General features: G+C 67.8%; 15 protein-coding genes. 9 read left to right on the plus strand and 6 right to left on the minus strand.

Annotated elements, in window-relative coordinates:
• Positions 1-101 precede the first annotated feature (101 nt).
• From ACFWY9_RS10540 to ACFWY9_RS10555, 4 genes are all read right to left on the minus strand, one after another.
• Positions 102-3833, minus strand: a complete 3732-nt coding sequence (locus tag ACFWY9_RS10540) for a S8 family serine peptidase (protein WP_378323739.1) — start codon at positions 3831-3833, stop codon at positions 102-104.
• Positions 3834-3908: 75 nt separating this feature from the next.
• Entirely contained in the window at positions 3909-5105 is a 1197-nt protein-coding gene (locus ACFWY9_RS10545) for a CU044_5270 family protein (protein ID WP_378338699.1), read from the minus strand.
• Positions 5098-5709, minus strand: coding sequence for an RNA polymerase sigma factor (locus ACFWY9_RS10550; protein ID WP_378323736.1), 612 nt, complete (start codon positions 5707-5709; stop codon positions 5098-5100). The genes ACFWY9_RS10545 and ACFWY9_RS10550 overlap by 8 nt, the downstream gene beginning before the upstream one ends.
• Positions 5710-6018: 309 nt before the next feature.
• Entirely contained in the window at positions 6019-6795 is a 777-nt protein-coding gene (locus ACFWY9_RS10555; RefSeq protein WP_378338700.1) for an AraC family transcriptional regulator, read from the minus strand.
• A gap of 115 nt (positions 6796-6910) precedes the next feature.
• On the opposite strand from ACFWY9_RS10555, the gene ACFWY9_RS10560 reads away from it, so the two are divergent.
• The 4 genes from ACFWY9_RS10560 to ACFWY9_RS10575 all read left to right on the plus strand — a co-directional run bounded on the left by ACFWY9_RS10560 (position 6911) and on the right by ACFWY9_RS10575 (position 9779).
• Positions 6911-7837 carry an NADP-dependent oxidoreductase gene (locus ACFWY9_RS10560; protein ID WP_378338701.1) on the plus strand — a complete coding sequence of 309 codons (927 nt, stop codon included), beginning with the start codon at positions 6911-6913 and terminating at the stop codon, positions 7835-7837.
• 299 nt (positions 7838-8136) lie between these two features.
• Positions 8137-8448: a hypothetical protein gene (locus tag ACFWY9_RS10565; protein WP_378338702.1), complete on the plus strand. Its 312-nt coding sequence runs from the start codon at positions 8137-8139 to the stop codon at positions 8446-8448.
• A 456-nt stretch (positions 8449-8904) separates the two neighbouring features.
• Positions 8905-9327 carry a PPOX class F420-dependent oxidoreductase gene (locus tag ACFWY9_RS10570; RefSeq protein ID WP_378331142.1) on the plus strand — a complete coding sequence of 141 codons (423 nt, stop codon included), beginning with the start codon at positions 8905-8907 and terminating at the stop codon, positions 9325-9327.
• Between the two features lie 161 nt (positions 9328-9488).
• Positions 9489-9779, plus strand: a complete 291-nt coding sequence (locus ACFWY9_RS10575) for a hypothetical protein (protein WP_378338703.1) — start codon at positions 9489-9491, stop codon at positions 9777-9779.
• A 103-nt stretch (positions 9780-9882) separates the two neighbouring features.
• Here ACFWY9_RS10575 and ACFWY9_RS10580 read toward each other — a convergent pair whose 3' ends face one another.
• Positions 9883-11127: a lipase family protein gene (locus ACFWY9_RS10580; RefSeq protein ID WP_378331141.1), complete on the minus strand. Its 1245-nt coding sequence runs from the start codon at positions 11125-11127 to the stop codon at positions 9883-9885.
• Positions 11128-11306: 179 nt separating this feature from the next.
• On the opposite strand from ACFWY9_RS10580, the gene ACFWY9_RS10585 reads away from it, so the two are divergent.
• The 3 genes from ACFWY9_RS10585 to ACFWY9_RS10595 all read left to right on the plus strand — a co-directional run bounded on the left by ACFWY9_RS10585 (position 11307) and on the right by ACFWY9_RS10595 (position 17501).
• Positions 11307-12515 carry a PucR family transcriptional regulator gene (locus ACFWY9_RS10585; RefSeq protein WP_378338704.1) on the plus strand — a complete coding sequence of 403 codons (1209 nt, stop codon included), beginning with the start codon at positions 11307-11309 and terminating at the stop codon, positions 12513-12515.
• Positions 12516-14709: 2194 nt separating this feature from the next.
• Positions 14710-17199 carry an ATP-binding protein gene (locus ACFWY9_RS10590; RefSeq protein WP_378338705.1) on the plus strand — a complete coding sequence of 830 codons (2490 nt, stop codon included), beginning with the start codon at positions 14710-14712 and terminating at the stop codon, positions 17197-17199.
• Between the two features lie 56 nt (positions 17200-17255).
• A complete protein-coding gene (locus ACFWY9_RS10595; RefSeq protein WP_378338706.1) occupies positions 17256-17501 on the plus strand; it encodes a hypothetical protein in 246 nt (81 codons plus the stop codon).
• A gap of 640 nt (positions 17502-18141) precedes the next feature.
• On the opposite strand, the gene ACFWY9_RS10600 is transcribed toward ACFWY9_RS10595, so the two are convergent.
• Positions 18142-18717 (minus strand): TetR/AcrR family transcriptional regulator, encoded by a 576-nt coding sequence (locus ACFWY9_RS10600; RefSeq protein WP_378331136.1) that lies wholly within the window; start codon positions 18715-18717, stop codon positions 18142-18144.
• 296 nt (positions 18718-19013) lie between these two features.
• On the opposite strand from ACFWY9_RS10600, the gene ACFWY9_RS10605 reads away from it, so the two are divergent.
• Complete coding sequence (locus tag ACFWY9_RS10605) at positions 19014-20168, plus strand: agmatine/peptidylarginine deiminase (RefSeq protein ID WP_378338707.1); 1155 nt, start codon at positions 19014-19016, stop codon at positions 20166-20168.
• Between the two features lie 139 nt (positions 20169-20307).
• On the plus strand, positions 20308-20601 hold the full coding sequence (locus tag ACFWY9_RS10610; protein WP_378338708.1) for a hypothetical protein: 294 nt from the start codon (positions 20308-20310) through the stop codon (positions 20599-20601).
• Positions 20602-20791 lie beyond the last annotated feature (190 nt).

Below are 20791 nucleotides of genomic sequence, written 5' to 3' on the forward strand. Positions count from 1 at the left end.
CCACGCGTACGGCCCCCCCCCCCCCGCCGGGCGGGGGGGGGGGGGGGGTGGGGGGGGGGGGGGGGGGGGCGCGCGGGGGGGGCCCCCCCCCCCACGGCCACTCAGCCGATCTGGTAGGCGCGGGTGATGGTCTGGCTCACCGCGTTGCCCTTGTCATCGGTGGCCTTGGCCCGCAAGGAGGCGAACCCGCTCACCGGGTGGCGGACCTTGGCCGTCCACTTCGGACCGTCCGGGGCCAGCTCGACCGGTTGCCAGGTGGCACCGTCGTCGTAGGAGATCTCCACCGACAGCGCGGTGACCTTCGGCGGCGAGTCCTGCCGGGTCACCGTCACCGGGAAGCTGATCTCCCTGCCGCCCGGCACGATGTTGCGCAGGTCCGCCGGTGGGGCGAACCCGACGGCGAGCATGCCCAGCGGTGCGTCCGCGGACCGGGCCGACGCGACCGTCCACTCACCACTGAACTTGGTGGAGACCGGCCACCAGGGCTGGTCCCTGGTCACCTCCGTGGTGATCCGGTACGTGCCGAACCGCGCCGGGCCCTGGAAAACACCGCGTCCCGGCGAGTTCTGGGTACCGAGCAGCTGACCGTCCAGATAGGCCGCGGTGGTACCCCGGTCCAGTCCGTAGATGTAGTCCGTGCCGCTGCTGTGCCCGGCCGCGTCGGAGAACACCGGCAACGTGACGTCGAGCGCGTAGTCCTCGGTCTGCGACACCCACGGACGGCCCGACCCGGTGGTGCCGGTGAAGGCGGGGCCGATGACCGCGGCGTTCCAGTCGATGCGGGAGGACTTGCCCGCCGCCAGGGTGCGCTGCCCCTCGACGAGGGTACCGCCGGGGCGAGCGCTGGCATCGGAGAACTCGACGCCCTGCACCGCGAGTCGCCAGTCACCCGGGGTGAAGTAGCGCCGTTCCTCGGACTGGGGCGTGGCACTCCTCCCGCCCCGGTTGATCTCCCCTTCCGGACCCACCGCGAACGCGTACACCATCGGGAGGAATTCCTTGGCGTAGCCGTGGTAGGCCATGGTCACCGCGGCCACGTCCGCGGCCCTGGCCTCGTGTACCAGGTTGGCAGGGATGCTGCCCGCCGACGGGTAGTACAGGTCGTACGCGTATTCGCTGTGGTCCCGTATGGTCAGCGAAGAGGTCAAGCCGCCGGCCTTGGCCAGTGCCACGTAGCGGTCGCCGGTGTACCCGTCCACCGAGAAGGTCGGCAGCGACCACGTGACGGGTGCGGCGCCGAGCAGCCTGGCCGAGGCGCCGGCGTCGACAAGGCGGTAGGCGGCGAAGCGCCCACCGGCCGCCTTCACGTTGTCGACGCGCTTGCTGGCCTCGCTGGCGGGGATGCCGTTCGGGAAGTCCAATAGCACCAACTTGTCCTTGGCGTCCACCTTGGACAGATCGGCCGGTGTGCCGGCACCGCCGTAGACGGTGCCCAGCCGCTGGGCGGACAGCGGGGGGCCGTCGGAGAACGGCGCGAAGCCCACGTCCACTGCCAGCGGTTGCGCCCCTTCCGCGGTGAGTTCCACGCGCGGCTGTAAGAGCTGTATGTCATTGGTGAAGCGGAAGTACTTCGAGCCCACCCCCGGGGTGGAATAGGCGTAGAGCCGCTGGAACTGTGCGCCGGCGGCCAACCCGAGCGACACCGGCTCGTGCGGCCCCTCGGGGCGGGTTTCCAGCCGGGCACTCAGTCCACCGGCGGGGGAACCGGTCTGGTCCGTGTGGACCGTCACCGGCTTGGCCTGGCGGGCATCGAAGGACACCGTCGTATCACGGGTCACCTTGACGTCCGGGTTGGCGAACGCGGTGACTTCCACCGGAGCGTCCGGCCTGCGGGCCGTGAGTCCCGCGCTCAGGGTGTATTCCCCTGGCGGCACCCGCATCGGCTTTCCGGCGTAACCGAAGAAGCTCTGTCCGGTGTGGACGTTGACGGCGACGGAGGTCTGGTTGTCCTGCGCGCCGGGTGCCTTGCCGTCCCTGCCCAGCGTCTTCACCGACAGGTCGTACAGCTCCGGCTCGTCCTGCACCCCGACCGGGGTGCGCACCCGCGTCTTGCCGTCCGCGGTGCTCGCCAGCAGGAGACCCTGGTAGGTGCCGGGCTTGCCGGACCTCGAGGTGAACGTGATGTCCACAGTGGACTTGCCACCCGCGGGCACGGTGACCGAGTTCGCCGAGATCTTCGCCAGGTTCGCGGCGGGCGGCTGCCCCTGCTTGTCCGCCAGGCTGAAGGCGAGGCCCAGCGTGACCGGGGTGGCGCCGGGGTTGGTGTAGGTGACCGTGCGCTTATCGGGCTTGCCGGACCACCGCACAACGGTGTTCACCGTCGCGGGCTCGGACCGCACGGCCTGGGTCACCGCGGTGGCCACGTCGAGCCGGCCACCGCCGAGCGCGGTCACCCCGATACCCGGTAGTTCCTTGGCCGTGCCGACCAACCCGGACTTGAGTTGCTCGCCGGTCCAGTCCGGGTGCTGGTGCGCGAGGATGGCCGCGGCGCCCGCGGTGTGCGGGGTGGCCATCGAGGTACCGGAGAGCGTGGTGTAGTACTCGCCCACCGGTTTGCCGATAGTGGTCCCCTTGGCGCGCGCGGCCACGATGTCGCTGCCCGGGGCGCCGATCTCCGGCTTCACCGCGCCGTCGCCGACGCGCGGGCCGCGGTCGGAGAACGGGGACAGCGCGTCGGACTTGGTCACACTGCCCACCGCCAGTGCCGCGTCGGCCGTGGCAGGGGAACTGACCCCCTCGTCCTGCCCGCTGTTACCGGCGGCGACCACGAACAGCGTGCCGTACTGCTTGCTCAGCTTGTTGATGGCCTGCGATTCGGGGTCGGTACCGTCGGTGGGGTAGCTGCCCAGGCTCAGGTTGACGACCTTCGCCTTGGCCTCGCGCGCGGCCCACTCCATGCCGGCCATGATGTCGGACGCACGGCCCGAGCCGCCGTCGCTCATCACCTTGCCGATGGCCAGCTTGGCGTCCGGGGCGACCCCCTTGTACCTGCCGCCCGAGGCCGCGCCGGAGCCGGTGATGATGGAGGCGACGTGCGTGCCGTGCCCGTTGCCGTCAGCCACGCTGCCCTTGCCGCTGAAATCCTTGCTCTGCGCGACTTTCCCGGCCAGGTCGGGGTGCTCCGCGTCGATCCCGGTGTCCAGGATGGCCACGGTGACGTCCTTGCCGGTGTAACCGGCCTGCCAGGCCGCCGGTGCGCCGATCTGCGGCACGCTCTGGTCCAGCGAGGCACGCACCTGGTGGTTGAGCCAGATCTTGCTCGGCCCACCGGACAGCGCGGCCGGTCCGCCCGCGCTCAGCCCTGCCCAGAACTCCTTGGCGTCCTTTTTGGACTCACCGAGTTCGGTGTAGCCCAGTTCGCCGAAGCTGCGACCGCGCTGGGCGCCGGCCGGCGCGGCCGAGCGGGCGGCCACGCCGTCGGAGTACTCGGCCAGCAGCGGCAGCGTGTCGGTGCCGGCGTCGTCGTAGCCCTGGCGGATCAACCCGGTGATGTTGAACAGTTCCCGGTCGAGCCGGCCCGCTTCGACGAGCGGAAGGGCGGAGACCGGTACCAGGTACGAGTCGGTGCTGTCCCCGTGCCGGGCGCCGAACTGGACGTACGGCGCGTGCCCGGAGCGGGCATCGTCCTGCATGGCCAGTGACCAGTGGCCACGCGCGTCCCTGTGCGCGCTGACCCGGTCACCGGTGATCAACGTGACCTGGTGGCCGTCGCCGTCCCCTGCCGGTGCGCCCGGCGCGGCGGCCGCGCCCGCTTGGCCGGGCACGGCCGCCAAGGTCGCCGCCGCGCAGGCCGTGGCCAGCACGCCGGCGGTCAACCGTCTCCGTGGTGTCATCAGTACTCCCTCGTGAGGTGATACAGGGGTTGCCGGGTATCGGGAAACTTGGGTGGATACGGGCTGGCCAACGGGTCACTGTCCTGGCGGGACGGCGCCCTGTTCGTCGGCGACGGCGGTCCGCACCGAACTGGAGAAGGTCACGGTGCCGGGCTTGATGCCCGCTACCGTGATGTCGTTTTCCTCCGGCTTGAGCTGGGTCCGGCGTTCCCCGATGAATTCCCCGGTGGCGGGATCGACGATGATTTCCATGCGGAAGGTGCCGTCGACCGGGTCGACGCCCAGTGCGACGCCCGTGCGGCCGTCGAGGTTGGCCACCTGCTCGGTCACCTTGAGTCCGGGGATCTTGGCCACGGCGCGGTAGAGCGACTCCTCGAGGTCGGCCGGCACGGCACCGGTCTTGAGCAGCCGTGTGGCGATGTCCAGTACCCCGCCGAGCTTGGGTTTGTTCACCACCGAGAGGTCGGCCGCCATGAGGTCGTACAGCTGCTGCGGGTCACGCGGTAACTCGGCCAGCTGCCGTTTGGTGGGCGCGCCCCATTCGTCGTCGGACCGGCCGACGAGGGCCATGGCCTTGGCGGGGAACTTTCCGCTCGTGGCGCGCCATTCACCACTCGGCCAATACGCGTTGAGGTCGGCATCGTGGTTTTTTTCGATCTGCTCTGTGGCGGCCCTGAGCGTTTTTTCGTTGCCGATGAGCCATTTCCTGTTCCCGGTGGGCGCGGTTCTGAGCAGCCATTGCCCGTCGAAGTCGCTGGGCTGCCAGGTCTGCGTCAGCTGTTCGCCGGAGAAGGCGGCCGGGATCCTGCTGTCGTTCCACAGGAGCCAGGTGTGGGTCGCGACATAGCGGAACTTGCCCGCGGGGAGGGGAGTCTCACCGGTGACATGGATCTTGTCGGCGGCGGTGTTCAGTGCCTGCTGCACCGACACGAACTTCACCCCCGGCGCGGCTACCTGCGACGGGAGTGAAGGGTCACCGTGGTCGGCTCCGATGATCGCCGTGGTGGCACAGACGGCGATGACCGCCGCGGCGGCGACACTGATCCACCAGCGCCGCCCGGTGGGGGACGCCGGCTTTCCCTTGAACTCGATCAGTGGGGTGGTTCCGGGCACACGAGTGTTCGTTCCGTCGAGGGACCGTACCGCGTTCAGCAGGGCGTTGTTCGCGGCGGCCAGGGGCCGCTGGTCGGTGAGTTCCTCGGCGCGCAGCGAGTTCAGTGCCTCGTCCAGCTCGTCGTTCGTCCACAAGCGACGGATGTTGTCCTCAGTCATCGGTGTGCTCTCCTTCCGGACTGTGCAGGGCCTTGGGTGTTGCTCGGGCTCGGAGTAGCCGTCTGACCCGGTGCAGCCGGGAACGGACAGTGCCCGCGGGAATATCGAGTACCGCACCGATTTCGCTGGCATCCAGCTCTCCCCAGCCGGCCAGCAGCAACACGTCCCGATCCCCGGGGGCGAGATCGGCCAGCGCGGCGGCCAGTTCCCGGACCCTGACCTGAGCGTCGACCCGGTCGGCCACCCGATCGGCGTGCCCGTGGGTGACCTGCGTGCCGTGGTCGTGGGCGGTCATCCGCAGGTACCGGATTTCGGCCCTGGCATGCCGGCGCAGCAGGTTGGTGGCGATGCCGAACAACCAGGCGCGGGCGCTGGCCCGTGCCGGGTCGTAGCTGGCCCGTCGCTGCAACGCGATCAGGAACGTGTCACTGACCAGATCGTCGGCTACCGCGGGCCCGGCGCGGCTGGCCAGATATCGGCGCACGTCCCTGGCATGGTTGTCGAACAAGCTCTGGAAGACCGACTGAAGGTCGTGCCCGCACAAGTCCGGTCGATCATCACCGTCCACCCCGCTCGCCGGGGCGTACCGCTCAGCCCTAGTCACATCGCATATTCACCCGAGCCGCCGGAAGTGTTCACCCCCGCCACACGACACGAAGGCCCAGGGACCCGCGCAACCGGCCCGGGCCTGTTCGCCAGGCGAGGTTGTGCCTGGTAGAAGCCGCAACAAACCTGCGGGGCACACGTAGCCCGCAATGGTCGATGTGCGGCACGTCACACGGGGATCCCTCCGGACGCTGATGGTTTCGTACAGCTCCGTCGGTCTTTCGCCTGTGCCGCCGAGGCATGCGGTCCGGGTTCGCGTGCGCGTCGAGCGCCGGTTCCGGCCGCGCGAGGTTCGGGCAGGCCGAGGCTACTCGTGTGGTGCGCGCGCGGTAGCGCGGTAGCGGCCGGGTGTCTGGCCGACGAGATCGGTGAAGGCTTCGATGAAGCTGCTCGGGTTCGCCCAGCCCAGCCGTATCGCCGTGTCGGTGACCGAGGCGCCTTCGCCGAGTTCGAGCAGTGCCCGCTGAATGCGCAGCAGCGTGCGCCACTGGTGAAAGCTCATCGACAGTTCGCTGCCGAACAGCCTGCTGAGGGTTCGTTCGCTGGAGCCGGTCCGGTGCCCCAGCTCCGCCAGGGTCGCCGGGCTGGCCGGGTCGGCGTGCAGCAGGTCGGTGACGGCCTTGAGGCGGGTGTCGCTCGGCTCCGGGAGACGCAGTGGTTCCCGCCGGGCACGAGCTAGCTCCGAGACGACGACCTCGAGCAGCAGGCTCGCGCGGGGACTGTCGGCAGGGTCGTGGTCGGTGAGCAGCGCCAGGTAGGCCTCGCGCATCAGGGCACTGGCCACGAACACCGAGGGCTCCGCCGGTAGCCGCTCGGCCAGTTCCGCCGGAACCCGGAGCAGCCGGACTTCGGTCTCGCCGTACGAGCGACTGCTGTGTACGTGGAAAGGCGGTACCCAGGTGATACGGCTCGCCGGCGCCACCCAGGTGCCCACCCGGGTGGCGGTGACCAGCGCACCGGAAGCGGCGTACCTGAGCTGCCCGAAGTCGTGGAAGTGCGCGGCGACGTCCTCGCCGTGGGCCAGGGGCGCGCAGACCGCCGAATCGTCGGTCCAGAACACCGGCTCGTCGACCGCTTCGCTCATAGGTACTCAGCCTAGCCCGCGGTTGGCGGGTTATCAGAATTTTCTGGCGGGGTACCGGTAGCGCGCCTGAGCTGTGGCGATCATCGTTGTTCTCACACCCAAAGTCAGGAGAGTCATGCGCGTCATCACCCAGCAGAAGCTCGGCGGTCCCGAAGTACTCACCGTCGTGGACGCGCCCGAGCCCCGAGCCTTGCCGACCGAGGTTCTCGTCCGGGTCGAGGCGATCGGGCTGAACCCGCTGGAGGCGCGACTGCGCGCCGGCGAGTTCCCGCTGCTCGGCCGTCCGCCGTTCGTTCTCGGCTGGGACATCAGCGGCGTGGTCGAACAGGCGCGGACGTGGCGGTTCCGGCCCGGCGACGAGGTCTTCGGGATGCCGCTGTTCCCCCGGGCGGCCAACGCGTACGCCGAAGTCGTGGCCGCTCCGGCACTGCACCTGGTGCGCAAGCCGGCGTCGCTGTCGCACGTCGAGGCGTCGGCGCTGCCGATCGTCGGGCTGACGGCGTGGCAGGGCCTCGTCGACCTCGGCGGCGTGACCGACGGCGACCGCGTCCTGGTTCACGGCGGTGGCGGCGGGGTCGGCCACGTCGCGATCCAGATCGCGAAAGCACGCGGCGCGCACGTGATCACGACCGCCAGTGCGAGCAAGCGGGAGTTCGTCGAAGGACTTGGCGCCGACGAAGCGATCGACTACACGAAGGTCGACTTCGCCGAGACGGTCCGCGACATCGACGTCGTGTTCGACACGCTCGGCGGCGACACCGCCGAACGATCGCTCGGCGTGCTCCGCCCAGGCGGCCACCTGGTGACGGCGGTCGCCGACGAGGACACAGAACTCGCCGCGAAGTACAAGGCGGCGGGCATGCGCTTCAGCGGCATCGGGGTCGACCCCGATCCGGTCGCCCTGCGCGGTCTCGCCGAACTCGCCGAACAGGGCGGACTCCGGGTCCATGTGCAGGAAACGTTCCCATTCGAACGCATCGCCGACGCACACCGGCTGCTCGACGGCGGTCACCTCCGAGGCAAACTCGTCCTCACCGTCTGATCCGCCGCGGGGCTGGATCGATCAGGCGTGGTAGGCGGTGGTGGAGACCCATCCGCACGGAGGTCTCCGCCACCACTGCCGATGTGCGGGGTGCTCAGCCCTGGCGAGTCGGCCGAAGGGTCAGGTCCCCGATTTCGACGTGTTCGGCAAGTTCACGGCCGTCGCGTCCTGGGCGCGGTCGGCACCTGTGCGGTTTTGCCGGTAGGCGATGTCCCCGGCCGATACTGCTCGAACTGGACGCTGTCGATCTGGCGCTGTCGGCGTCGGCGATAGCCGGTCCGCCCGAGGCGACGGCACAGGTGTACGAGTTCACCGCCGGCTGGCCCGCGCTGACGGCGATCACCCTCGAGTGGTCGGCTCGCCGAACCTCCCTCGCGCCGGCCGCGCTCGCGTGCCCGGGTGGGCCGCTGTTCTCCTACCTGACCGAGGAAGTGCTCGCCGCGGAAACCCCCGGGACTCGCGAGGTGTTCGGCCGGCTCGCGGCCGTGTCCCGCTTCACCGCCGAACTCTGCCGGGAGAACGGGTTCGGTGAGATTTCCGGGGCTCGTCCGACGGGGCTTGCTGCAGGAGTGCGGGGGGTGGGTGGGCGAAGCGCTGCAGTGCCCAGGTAGTGGCCTGAGCCAGTGTCACGAACCGGTGCCAGCTCACCGTGGTGCCGGTACCTGCCTCGAACACCAGGAAGTACGGGGACCGCTCCGCACCTGTTGCCTGCCGGTCACTCCGGACGGTGAAACGGAGTTCGAGCGAATCGCGCAGGTCGAGTGCGGGGGCGAAGAAGTCGTCGACTACGTGATTCCCCATCTCAGCGGCTCACCGGTGGCCGAAGTCGTGCGGCATGGCAGGTCCCCCTCGCGATCAGTCGCGGTGAACTGTCTCCGCTCAGCCTTCGAGTACTCTTAAAGCCACATAAAGGTTCAGTGCATCCCTCGGCGAAATCGCCCGATGGGGCAGGAGACTCGGGCTGTTCGGGCCGTGGTCCGCTGTTCCGAGATGTTTCCGGTGCGGGAAGTGCAAGACACCGTGTCGAGAGCGGGAATGAAAGTACCGTCCGGGTTGTCAACCACCGTATGAAACTTGACGACGCCGCGCGCGCACTCGTCGGTACCGGTGCCGACGCAACGCTGGTCACCCTCAACCCTGACGGCAGCCCACAGGTCACTGTGGTTTGGGTGGCGCTGCAATCGACGCCGGACGGTGACGAGCTCGTGGTGGCACATCTCAGCGAGCACAAGAAGGTGCGCAATGTCCGCCGCGACGGCCGGGTGGCGCTGACGATCCTTTCCCCTGAACGCGGGGACGTGATGCGGCCGTATCTGGCGATCACCGGGACTGCTCGCATTGTGGAAGGCGGTGCGCCCGAGCTGCTCACGGAGCTGGCGAGGACGCTGGCCGGCCCGGATGTGAAGTTCCCGCCGGACAACGCGCCGCCAGGCTTTCTCACCCGCGTCCGGATCGACAAGGTCGGCGGCGTCGGTCCGTGGGCATCGTGATGGCCGGCTAGAGCAGCCTTGATCTGATGCGCTGGATCGTCTGGGCGTAGCGGAAAACCGATGAGGACTGGATCCGGGAGCGCGGGCTCAGTCATGAGGAGAGTGCCGCGCTCGTCTACCTGGTCGGGAACCCCGGTGCGATCCAGCGTGACATCGTCCAGATGAGCCGCACCAGCGCGGCGAGCGTGTCCAGCCTCCTGCAGGGGCTCGACGCCGTGGTCTCGTCGAGCGGCGCATGGAGCCGGCGACGAGCGCGGCAAACGCGTCTACGCGACACCGGCGGGAAGCGAACTCATCGCCGGGTTCGACACCGCGATGACCGGCGTCGAGGAGATGATTCTGGCCCGCTGGACCAGGCGGAGCGGGTCACCCTGCAGGCCCTGCTCACGAAGATCGCCGCGGATCTGCCGCGGCCGCCCACGACGGGCAGCTCAGAACCCACCGAGATGTGAGCAGGTTGTCGGTGTGCCCGACGGTTGGCCGGACACACCGGACAACCGTCGGGCCGCGAACGCCGAGATGACTATTGAGGGGGCTGTCCGCCTCGGTGCGTCCCTACGCGCAGTCGTTACGGGGCGCCTTGCTCTCGAACCGGGCCGCGAGGAAGTCGAGTGCGGGACCGCTCCCCACGACCTCGCCGGTGATGTGCCCGGCGAAGGGAATGCGCGACTTTTCGACGGTTCCGCCGTCGGAGCAGTATTTCGCCACCAGGGCGTCGACCGGCGGGGTGGGGACGAACTCGTCGGCGAGGCCCTGGTAGTTGTAGACCGGAAAGCGTGGCGTGGCCTTCCCCGCGCTGTTCGCGCGGTACAGGAAGCGCGCCTGCTCCGACGCGATCGGATCCGGCACCGTCGTGTAGTTCGCCAGGTGGTCGAACGGGTGGAACAACGCGATGTCGAGGGTGCAGTTGTCCTGATTGTCCGCGAAGAGCTTCTTACCCTTCTCGTTGAGCAGGGACTGGACACCCGCCTCGGGGAAGGCGCGGGCCAGGCCGATGACGCCGATCAGATCGAGCCCGGCGCCGAGGTTGCCGTCGTTGTACTTGAGCATCTTCTCCAGATCCGCCGGGACACCACCCGCCGCGGCGCCGACCACATGCAGCTCGGGCGCGTAGGACGCCTGCTGCTCGGCGGCCCAGGTGGTGGCGAAGCCGCCGCCCGAGTAGCCCCACAGTGCGACGGGACCGTCCGCCGCGAGTCCGGCGGGTGCGAAGTGCTGTGCCGCCCGGATCCCGTCGAGCACACCGTGCGCTGCCTGTGGGCCGGCCATGAAGTCCGAGTTCGGGCCTTCGTAGTCGGAATAGACGACGGCGTAGCCCTTGAGCAGCGCGCCGAGGGACTGGGTCACCTCGTACGTCCCGGCGGGTGTGGGCGCGCCGAGCGCGCCGACGCGGAGGGTGTACGAAGGCTGGCAACGGGTCGAGAGCGAATCCTCCGCCAGCTGATACGACACCAGCGGCCGCGGTCCTGACCCGGTCCACGGGTTGCGCGGCACCACGATTGTCGCGGTTTCGGCGACCGGTTTGCCGTGGCTGTCGACCGATTTGTACAGAACCTGATGCGCGTCGGCGGGGATCGGCACGATGATGGCGAGTGCCGTGACCGTCCGCGAACGCAGGACTGTCCCATTAGGACTGGATTCGAAACCTTGCGGGGGAACGTAGAACGGGTCCTTGCTGGGCGGCGGCACGGCCTCGGTCGGTGCCGCGTTCTTCGCGGGCGCCGCGTCCGCCGGGACGGCGGTACCGCACACGAGCGCAAGGGACAGCAGCCCCAGCACAAACCGACGGGTTCGCTTCATCGCGATGTCCTTTCCGGATGCGGCGTCAACGGCGTCGACGGCCTTGAGGTGATGACCGGGTGTCCCAGCGGGATCTCCCCTTCGTCATGGTGACCAGAATGGACCACGCCATGATCGCTGTCTGCTGGCACGATGCGCAGAAACTTGCCGCGCGGGTTTGTGCGTGGTGACAATGAGCCATGCCCCCTGTCCACTCCGAACCACCCGTCGCCGCTGTACTGCTCTCCCGTGCCGGGGAGATCGCGGAAGCGGTCACCGCCCGCTGTGTCGAGGAGATCCCCGCCTATCGGGTGCTACCGGAGAGCGTCCGGGAAGGCGATCTGGTGGCCAACGTCCGCGCGGTGATCGAACTGTTCCTCACCTCGATCGCCGCGGGCCGCGCGCCGACCGACGAGGAACTGTCCCTTCCGATCGTCCGGGGCGGCGAACGCACGCGCGACGGCCTGCCGCTGGAGGCCGTGCTGCGCATCTACCCGCTGGGCGCGCAGCAGGTGTGGGCCATCGCGACCGAGGTCCTCCCGGACCGGCCTGGCGAGCTGACGGCGATGGTGGAACCGATCCTCGACTTCCTCGCCGTGCTCATGCCGCGGGTGGCCGAGAGCTACCTCCGTGAGCAACGGGACCTCGACTGGGAGCACCGCGAATCCCGCCAGCATCTCGCCGCCTCTCTGCTGGCCGGCCGTCCGGCACGCCGTGCCGCGGAACGCGGGGGCCGCACCCTCGCCGAGCGCTACACCGTCGTCGCGTTCCACCTGGCCGTGCCGGAAGCCTCGCCCCGCACGGGTGCGCAGACCACGACGGCGGTGTTCCGGCGCATGCAGACCGAATTGGACACTCAGCCGGACGTGCTTGCCGGTTTCGAACGGGACGGCGGGGTGCTCCTGGTGCCCTGCGATCCCCGGGAGGCCACACCCGAACGCACCCGCGTTGCGCGGCTGCTGGCCCGGATCGGCACCGCGGCGGGAACGCCCTGCACCGCGGGAGCCGTGACCGCGCCCGATCATCCCGGCATCCCCGACGCGCACCGGCAGGCCGCTGAGATCCTCACACTCGCCCGGCGGCTCGCCCGCGAGCCTGGTATCTACTGGCTCGACGATCTCGCCGTCGAATACCAGCTCGCTCAGCCGGGACCTGCCCGTGATCGCCTCGCCGCCGTCCTCGTCCCGCTCGACGGCCATCCGCATCTGTTCGAGGCGCTCCGGGCGTTTCTCGCCAGCGGTCACAGCCGCGACGAGGCCGCCGCCGCGCTCACGATCCACCGCAACACGCTGACCTACCGCCTCAACCGGATACGCACCATCACCGGCTACGACCCGACCCGTCCCGAACACGCTCGCCACCTCGCCGCCGCGCTCACCGCCCGCGACGTCGCGGCGCACGATGCCTGACCGGGGTCCACGAGCGACAGTCATCCTGATCGAGCACGGCCGGCTCGGCTGGCACACTGCCCCGGGGCGACACCCGGCTGCTGGTGATGTTGTAGCAGCGGTAATTCACCGGTTACGGCCGCCGGCTCTGCGGGGTCGTGCCGTGGACCAGCTGGGTGACGACACGGGCGGCCGCGTCGTGATCCGGATTGTAGCTACGGGGATCCTGTCCCGGAACGCTCCCAGGGCGTAGCTCTGCCGCTGAGTGGCTATTGGCGGGATGTCAATACATGGTATGTGGCTTGGGGGTCTGCAGATAGCAGTGAACAGTTGACTACCAGGCAAAATCGGGGGTTATCACCATCATGTGCGTGTGGGGAAGTCGATCTCTGCCGCCGGGTGGCTCTGGGACACCAGCACATCGGCAGTCTGGGGCGATGTTGAGTACTCGCCCGAGGTCGTAGAGGAGATGCGCGTCGTGATCGCCGAAAGCGCTGTCCCATCAGTGTTTTCCGACGACGAACCACCTTAGAGAACCCAGCTCGGAGCTAACCGCCATCAGCCCACTCCCACCACCGACCGGCGCCTCGCGAACATCATGCGCGACATCCACGACACCTGGGCTCGCCACGGCCGAAGAACGCGGTCGCCTGGGTGACTACGCTTCGGGCGCGAACATCGCCGGTTTCCTCCGCGTCACTGCAACAATGCCAGGTCTCCGGGGGAGTCTCGCCCTCCGGCCGCCCAGCACACAATCAGCGGAGCGGATCCTACGCGCGAGGTTCACCCGCACAGCCGAGCGGGCGAACCTTCGCATGTGCAGTTGGCGTGATCACCACCAGATGGTGCACGTGGAATCGCCGGCGTTGCCGTATCCCGCGCACGCTTGCAAGTAGAAGCCATTCCCGGTGGAATTCATCGCTACAGTGTGCGCGTCGCCGCCGTTCGGGAGCCATACCTGACCACATGGAAGTGGCCTGTCATTGAGGTTGTACTTGTAGTTCAACCACACCACCATTCCGCGACTCGCGTGGAGCACCCTCGACCATCCGTGCTCATTGCCTGCGTCCGACCTGAGCTGGACTATCAAGCCCTGACCCGAAGCCTGCTGGACGGTGTGCGCCTCGGGCAAGGGTCCTGGATCGATCTGGCCAGGACAGGCCGCTGCCGGTCGGGTGATGGCCGCGGCACTTGCCGTGGAGGTGCCGCAGATCACCTCCGCGAGAACCAGCAATGCGCCGGCGAGTAGTCCAAGTCCACGTTTCATCATTTCGTCCCCTCTCAGAATTGACCGTTTTTATGGTCCGGAGCGATAGCACCTATAGTGGTCAGTGTCGGCACGTTGACGATCAAGCAGGACTTTCGAACCCAATTGATCATGATATGTCCTCCTTGTTGACAAACAGCAAGAGCGACTGCGGCGGTAATCCCCCCATGCAATAGTGGACCTCGGATCAAGCGAGACAGCTCTGACGCGGCAACCCGGTCACAAGTATTGCTGGAGCCAGGACAGCAAGTACACCCTTTGCGTCCTGGCGCAAAAGGCTTGACACGAGCACAATCGGTGCATGACCACGCTCGGGGGAGCGGCGAGATTGCTGATCCATTTCACTCGAGAGTATCCGGCACGCACCCGAATATCGGGTAGCCCGGACATTCTCTGGGATCTTGTGCCGGGCCTGCACCGGCTCCAACGGCGAAGACCCTCCGACAGTCGCGGCCCAATCGCCCCGGACGAGGTCCTGTGGTGGCGGGCCAACACCCTGGCCTGCCTGTCCGCCCGGGCCCTCGGCCGCCGGGTGCGCGGCCATCTGCTGCCGCTGGCCCCGATCTCCTTCTCCTTGCCAGTTCCTTTCCCTCGATACATCAGTTCCTTTTGCTCGTCTAACGAAATGATTCATTTAAGTAGGAGAAATCATTGACGATGAGTGTGGGGTGGATGTCGCCGCGAAGTCCGTCCCCGCAGCGACACCCACACCCCCGGTTCCTGCAAAAGGAAGATGGGCACCCACTCGTCGTTGCTTCACCCGTAAATCCCACCCTGCCGGATGGGCCTGTTAGCTGGAAGGGAGCTGAGAAGGGAGGTATTCGGGGAGGTTGAGGGGAGGATTGCCGTGCGGTCTTGACGTTGGTCGCCGGATGTGGTTGACAGCTCGGACCGCCGTGCATCACGGTGGGTGATGGCACGATGCCACTGTCTGCGGGGAGGACGATCGTGGCAGTACCCAACACTCGGCTGCGGGAAGCTCGGGAGCGCACACCTTCGCAGGAGCATCCGGGCGAATGCGTGTCGCGTCGGGAGCTTGCTGACCAGGTCAATGCGTACTTATGGACCGCCTATGTCCAGCGGGTGGAACTCGACGCAGGTTACATCGGCAAGCTCGAACGCGGGGTGATCCAGTGGCCCGGAAGCCGCTACCGCGAAGCACTCCGAACAATCTTGGGGGGCGCCTCCGACGCCGAGTTGGGTTTTTACAACACCCGCCGTGCGGGGGTCGCGTTGTCGAGTGCGGGGACGGTCTCTTCCACCGCGGTGGAAGCACTGCACGCTGATGTGGAACGGAGGAGATCTGATCTCGATGCGGTGAAGGCTCCTACGCCCGATCGGGAGCAACGACCGAGGCTGCGTGGCTCCCGGTACGGACGCAGGAGGCTGCAACAGCGTGGTGTGATGCCTGTTCCGCACCAGCTTCCGGCTGCCCCGTCATGGTTCTCGGGGCGAAAGTGTGAGCTGGCCAGGCTTGGCAAGCTGTTCGAATCCCACGGCCACGTGGTTGGCGCGATGATGGTCGCGGTGCTGTTCGGTGCGGGAGGTGTCGGCAAGACATGGTTGGCCCTGCGGTGGGCGCACCAGTATCAGAGCCGGTTTCCCGATGGGCAGCTGTTCGTGGATCTGCGTGGCTTCGGCCCCGCTGGACAGCCCACGCGCCCAGAGGCTGTGGTCCGTGGATTCCTGAGCGCGCTCGGCGTCGCCGCCAACCAGATTCCCGCTGACTTCGACGCGCAGTGTGCGCTGTACCGCAGTGCGCTGGCCGAACGTCAGGTGCTGATCGTGCTGGACAACGCCCGCGATTCAGCACAGGTCGCGCCGCTACTGCCAGGTAGCCCGAGTTGTGCCGTCCTGGTCACCAGCCGAGACCAGCTCACCGGACTTGTTGCCGCCCACAACGCCCACCCGCTGCATATTGACGTGCTCCCGGACGATGATGCCCATAGCTTGCTGGCAGCACGCCTCGGGCCGGAGCGGCTGGCCGCGGAACCGGGCGCTGCCGGCACCGTGCTCGGCCTGTGCGGTGGGCATCCGCTCGCGCTAAGCATCGTCGCCGGACGTGCCCAGGCGCGTCCCCAGCTCCCGCTCGCGGCGTTGGCCACCGATCTCCAGAACGCCACGACCCCATTGGACGCCCTCGATGACAAAGACTCGGCGGCGAGCGTGCCGGCTGTACTGTCCTGGTCGTACTCGGCCTTGACCGCTGGCCAGGCGCGAGTGCTTGACTTGATAGGTGCCGCCCCCACGCCGGAAATCGCCGTGCCTGCGGCCGCAGCCCTCAGCCAGCTGACGATCTCCCAAACCGCGGACACGTTGGCAGTCTTGGAACGGGTATCGCTGCTGGCGCAGCACAAACCTGGCCGGTATCGGATGCACGATCTGGTCCGCTGCTACGTCGCAGGTCATGCTGCTCAGCATCAGTCCGACGCTGCCCGCGATGCCGCGTTGCGCCACCTGGCCTTCTACTACACCGGCGCAGCGCGGTCTGCGCAGAACCAGCTCGATCCGCACCAGCCCACCGCCGAATTCGACGCCGTCGGCCCCCCGGCGCCCTGGGCGCTTCCGGATGCGGCGGCTCTGGACTGGTTCGAGGCTGAACATCCTTGTCTTCTGAGCGTCCAGCAGCACGCTCGGGAACAGGGCTGGTCGGCGGTGGTGTGGGGGGTGGCGTGGGGCCTGACGGTCTTCCATTTTCGCCGGGGACATATCCGCGACAACCTCGACTGCTGGCGGAACGCCGTGGTCGCCGCCCACCATCTGGGGGACCTACACCTGCGCATCATGGCGCTATGGCGCGCAGGGGACGCCTACGGCCGAGCAGGGCAACACACCGAGGCCGTGGAACACACCCGTGAGGCGCTCCGACTGGCCGAGAGTATCGGGGACCAGCGGGGGCAGGCGCACAGTCACCGAATCCTCTGGAAAGTGTGTGCATGGCAAGGTGACGACGAAGGAGCCCTGAAACATGCCCAGCAGGCCGCGGCACTGTTCGGGAACGCCCACGATCCGGTGTGGGAGGCCGACGCCCTCAATCACGTGGGCTGGTTCTCGGCAAGGCTCGGGCAGCTAACATATGCCAGCGCGCCGTGTGAATACGCGCTCACCGTGTTCCGCGAACACCACGCGCGTGAAGGAGAGGCCAGCGCGCTCGACATCCTCGGCTACATCGCCCACCTCACCGAGGAAAACGACAGCGCCCTCGACCACTACGAACATGCACTCAACCTTCGCCGAGAACTCGGCAGCACTTACCTTGAAGCAGAGACACTCGTACGCATCGGCGATCTCCATGCCACCCTCGGGCGACTACCACAGGCACGGCACGCCTGGCAACGAGCACGAACCATTTATCAAAACCAACATCGCACCGCCCAGGCCGACAACATCCAGCGGAAACTCGTCGCCAGCCAGGACAACCAAGTACCAACGAACTAACTTTGGCGTTCGCGTTGGAAATAGTGAGGCCAAGGGCAGCGCGACACGAGCCGTCCATGACCGCCGCGCTGGAACGGCTGCTGGAGATCGAGGTCAACGCCACCGAGGAACGACGGCTGGCCAGCCGGTTGCGGTTGGCCAGCCTGTCGGATCCCTGGACCCTGACCGACCAAGCGCCCGATCTGGCGATCTTCTGCTCAGCTCTACGAACGCCGGGAGAGAGTCATACTTCCGGGTGCGGTATGGCGTCGACGCCGTGCCAATGGGTGGTGGCCGTACTCGCGACCACCACCTACCGATAGCTTGGGTTCAGGCCTGCGCGCGCACCTCACGCATCCAGAGTTGAAAGTGCGCGTCGTGCCGCTGTCGTCGGCACCGACCGTCACGATCAGCCGATCGTCAGTGACCTCGGCACCATAGCTGATGTTGTCGAAGTCTTCTCCATCGTTCACGAAGATCGCGAAATCTTTGGCAATGTCAGTCGGAAGGAGCTCGTCCAACTTCACCTGGCCCATCGGTACCTTTACAGATTGTTCGTCCAGGCGCTGTCGTTGGCCACCCGATGTGGGATCACCACCTTGCCGATCGAGGGGATCACCAGCGGCAGGTGGTCAACCGAGAGAATGTGTTCCAGATCTGCTGTCCGGTTCGATCACGGCGACTGGTGGAAGCCTTCCCGTTACTTGACCTCTGAGGTCTCGGAAAAGAGCGGCAGCTCGGGTTCCGTCGGGTCGTTCACCCAGATCGGCATCGTGCTGACGCCTGGCCCGTTTCTGGACCTCGAGTCCTCACGGCAGAACTTACCTTTCAGGGGTGTTCCGGTTCGAGAGGATGGGCGGATGCAGGGAAGTGGGTATGACTTTTATGCCAGCATTCCTGGCCACGGGCTTCACCCGTTGGTGACCAACAGAGTAAGGGCGGGGATGGGGCGATAGGCGCTGCTCATGGTTTGTCCAGTTCCGCCGCTATCGCGTCGCGCAGCAAGGTTCGTGCGCGGGTAACGGTCATCGAGCCGCTGAGCCAGCGTTCGCTGAGCCCTTCGGTCAGGGCGGTGAGCCGTTCGGCCGCGTCGACGGGGCTGGTGCGCGCCGAGATCGTCCCGGCCTGTTGTCCCCGCTGGATGGCGTCGGCGACCTCGTCCACCCATACCCGGGTCGACTCGGCCAGTGGTTCGCGCAGGTCGTCGGTGAACACGGCGCTGGCGCGGAGTTCCCCCCACGCGGTGCTGTTGATGCGCACCGTCTCGGTGTCCTGTATCTCCAGCAGCAACAGTTGTTCGAGTTCCCCGCGCGGATCGGTCGCCTCGGTCCCCGTGTGCTGGGTGTAATCCGCCGCGCGGTCGCTGATGTGCTCCAGGGCCCGTCGCAGCAGCCCGGCGCGGTTCCCGAAGTGGTAGTAGATCAGCGCGGTGGAGATGTCCGCCTCGGCGGCGAGTTTCTCGATGCGCAACCCCCGCACGCCGCTGTGCGCGATCACCCGGACAGCGGCGTCCAGTATCGCCTTCTGGCGTTCCGACACGACACCTCCCACTGACTGATGTTTCAGTCAGCCTCAAGGATACCGCCGAACCACACTACAGCGCCGCCGTCCCGGCATCGGGTGGTCGGCCACGCTGAGCAGGGGTACCGATGCGCGGGCCCCATCGGGATCAGCGGCATGCCACGCGCCCGTCACCTCAGCGTTCACCGTGCCTGGCCGTCCCGGGGCTGGGCCGTCGCTCGATTTGACTAAATTTTCAGTCAGCCTCATGATGGTCGCCACGAGGCGATCTCGCCTCGACCTTGGCTCGTGTGCTCACCCCTGGAGTGTGTGTCGTGTTCGATTCCCCGCTGTCTCGTCGTACCGCGCTGCGGACCTTGGCGGGGATCGGCATGACCGCCGTCGGGGCCGCGGCGTGCTCCCGGCCGGAGGCGCCGCTGACCCGAGCCACCGGGCCGTCGCCCGCGACGGCCCTGAGCACATCGGCCGGCACCCGCCGGTTCGGCGCCGAATGGGAGAACCACGCACGCACGTTCATGTCCTGGCCGACGGCGACGATCTGGGACGACGAGCTGCCCGCCGTGCGGGCGGACATCGCCGGTCTGGCACGGGCGATCGCCGATCACGAGTCCGTGGTGCTGCTCGCCCGCCCCGAGGACGTAGACGGCGCGAAACAGGCATGCGGAGCCGGTGTCGAGGTGCTGCCGATCCCGGTGGAGGACCTGTGGGCCCGCGACACCGTGCCGGTGTTCGTCGAGGAGGCAGGCAAGGTCATGGGCGTCGACTTCAACTTCAACGGCTGGGGCGGCAAACAGTCGCACGACAACGATTCCGGTGTCGCCCGCGCGGTGCTGGCGCGGTATGGGATCCCGCGGGTGCAGACCTCGATCGTCGCCGAGGGCGGCTCGTTCGAAACCGACGGCAAGGGCACGCTGCTGGTCACCGAGAGCTCGCTGGTCAACGACAACCGCAACCGTGGCAAGACACGTCAGCAGATCGAGGACGAGCTCAAGCAGACCCTCGGTGTCACGAAGGTGATCTGGTTCGCCGGGGTGCGAGGCAAGGACATCACCGACGCCCACGTCGACTGCCTGGTGCGCTTCGTCGCCCCGGGGATCGTGCTGGTGGACAAGGCGGCACCCGACAGCCCGGCCGACATCTGGTCCCAGGCCGCCGACCAGGCCAGGACGGTGCTGGCGAGCGCCACCGACGCGAGCGGCAAGGCCTTCCAGGTCATCGATCTGCCCCAGCCGGACCCGGACCGGGTCACCGTCCGCGGCAGCAAGAGCGTCATCTCCTACGTCAACTTCTACATCGGCGACAAGGCCGTGTTCATCCCGAAGTTCGGCGACGCCGCGGCCGACGACCGCGCCCGGCAGATCCTGCGCGAACATTTCCCCAGTCGCGACGTCGTCCCCGTCAAAATCGACACCATCGCCTCCGGTGGCGGCGGCATCCACTGCGCAACCCACGACCAGCCCACCGGCTGACCGAATCCACCACACATCCGCTCATGCCACGATCAGCGCGTTCCACGAACGCGCTCTTTTTTCCGGCGGGATTGTAAAACGTTCGGCTTTGTCCAAAGTTTGGTTCTGGCGGCCGGTGTGGGACGGCACGGACACAGGCATGGTGGTCCCGCCCATCCGGCCCGGCCTGACGTTCCACAAAGGACGGCACAGCCACTCGACATGGCTGGCCGAAGACGGGATCCCTGAGGTGGCCCGCCGTGCCCGGCTCGGGCAGAAGATGAAGGGCATGGGCCGGGTCTACGACCACGTGACGCGGGAGATGCGTTACCAGATCCTGCAGGCACTCGAAGCACGCTGGTGGTCGTCGGTGGCTGCCTTGCTGCCCAACGAGCGGCCAAGCCAGCTCCGCTTGAGGGCGACCACGCTGGTTCAGGCGCTGACTGCACCGTAGGGATCCCGTGGGGGTGACCACGCTGGGGTCGAGAGTTACCGCACCGTGGGGGTCCCGTGGGGTGACCACGCTGGTTCAGGCACCGACCGCACCGTGGGGGTCCGGGGGGCGGGGCCCCCCGGGGACGGACGCGCCCCCAGCCCGGGCCAGGGGCGGCCCGGAGGGGGCGCCCCCGTACCTCGCAAACCCG

Origin of the sequence: Amycolatopsis sp. NPDC059027, assembly GCF_042739735.1 — a bacterium.
Lineage (GTDB): Bacteria > Actinomycetota > Actinomycetes > Mycobacteriales > Pseudonocardiaceae > Amycolatopsis.